We start from the raw sequence: 1884 nt of genomic DNA, 5'->3' as shown, positions 1-1884 counted from the left end.
GCATGATATACCCGGTGAATCCACTTTTGATCTCTCCTAACTGGTTGTTGATCGAGGCACCAGCAGATATATTCCAGAACAAATTGAGTTCATACATTAAGCTAAGTGTTGGATTGAAGAACAATTTGCTATTGTTCCTGTCTGCTCTTCCATAAACTGGGTCTCTTGCATATAAGTAATTATAAACCAGAGGAAACCCGACTGTTGCCTTCAACTTATTCTTTGAGTAAGTATATCCTGAGCTGAAAAGCAACTGATATTTGTTCCATTGAAGTTGATTGCGGAGCGAATCCGGAACGTTGTTATATTCACCTGTAGCAAATCGCGCCTGTAAATCGGAATGCAGGTTCTGAAGACTCAAATTCACTCCAACTGTATAGTTTTGTTTCAATGCACTATTACCTAAGCCAAGAGTAAATTTGCTTGTAGATGAAAAGTGGTTTTGAATCAATGTTTGCCTCATTAGATCCAACTTTGCATTGTTTTGAAACAGATTGCCGTAAAGAAAAGGTTGTATTTTAAGCACTTGCGGGCTGCTGCTGTAGCCGTTATAAGATTGAATATTAATGTTGACCTTTTTAAAATTCTTGATTAAGTTAAATGCATTACCCAATGTATAAAGACGTTTGTTGAGTTCCTGAGCTATATTTCCGGTGCTAAGCACGTTTCCATCCTCCCCGTTCCATCCTCCGGTAACATTTAGTAAATTATCCAAATAATAATTCTTCTTATTTGTATTTAATTGAATCACTGCATTTAATAAATTAATATGCTCAGTTGCAGCCAGTGACTCTTCTATTGTTAATAAACTATCAGTCTTAAGGTAATACACTGAACGTGAATAGCTGCTCTTTTCCTGCCTGTCGTTCACATAATTGATATTAGCATTAACCTGATAATCCTTTCCGAGAGTCCATAAATTGTTCGTCGAAATTGTATTAGAGCGATTAAACAGATATCGTTCGCGGGTTATTGGAGGTGGAATTGGCGATTGCACCGACAGCGTGTTTCCGGTCTCAACTTTCTCCTGTCCTGAATAAAAGGTATTGAGTTCAGCGGAAGCATCCTTGCCGGAATTGTTTCCTTTATAGGTAGTCAGGCTTTGCTTTTTTTTACTAAAAAGCATGGAAAACAATTCATTATTCCACAAACAAGGAGTCAGTCCTGTGCCTAACTGACCCGTAACCATCAGCACACCCTTGGCACTATCTTTCAGTTTAAGATTAATCGCCCCTGCATCCGTAAATTCTCTCTCTTTGAGCGCCTTTATTGGCTGATGGTTTTCCAGTACCTGTACAGTAGCTACATCTTTTGCTTCAATATTATTAGTAGCAATACCGTAACGGCCCTGAAGCAAATCTCTGTCTTCAATATAAAATCTAGTAATAGGCTTGTTATTATAGGTGATAGAACCGTCCTCATTAACCACTATTCCAGGCATTTTTTTCAGAACGTCACCTATGGTCCGGTCATTTTTGTCGCCAAACGCATCTACATTATAGTTAAGAGTATCATTTATCTGCTGGATGTTCGGCGCCTTTATCTTTATCTCCTTTAACTGGATAGTTTCGGAAGTAACGGTAAAATTTACCATCTGACTCTTGTTTAAAACTGTTTTCGTTTGTTTTTTCACATTAAAGCCGGCAATTGTGATAACCACGCTGTCTGCTCCGCTCGTGAAAGCTAACTGATAAGACCCGGTTTCATCTGTCGATGCATAAGACAGTATTTCCACATTATTTTTCTCTTTAACGATAACATTAACACCCGGCAAGACGTTTCCATTTTCTTTCTTCCTGACTCTGCCGTTGATCTTTGTTTGAGCATTGGCTAGAGAAAACGAAAGGATGAGGAAAACAAGTAAACAACTTTTTATCATTCCAG

At 38.4% G+C, this 1884-nt stretch carries 1 protein-coding gene; it reads right to left on the bottom strand.

From position 1 onward, the window contains the following. On the bottom strand, window positions 1-1884 hold a 1884-nt coding region (locus WBJ10_RS13625), incomplete at both ends, for a carboxypeptidase regulatory-like domain-containing protein (protein ID WP_424291207.1).

It is taken from the genome of Daejeonella sp., from assembly GCF_049655485.1.
Lineage (GTDB): Bacteria > Bacteroidota > Bacteroidia > Sphingobacteriales > Sphingobacteriaceae > Daejeonella.
Note: the sequence above shows the minus strand (reverse complement) of the source record. Positions and strands in the feature narration are given on the sequence as shown.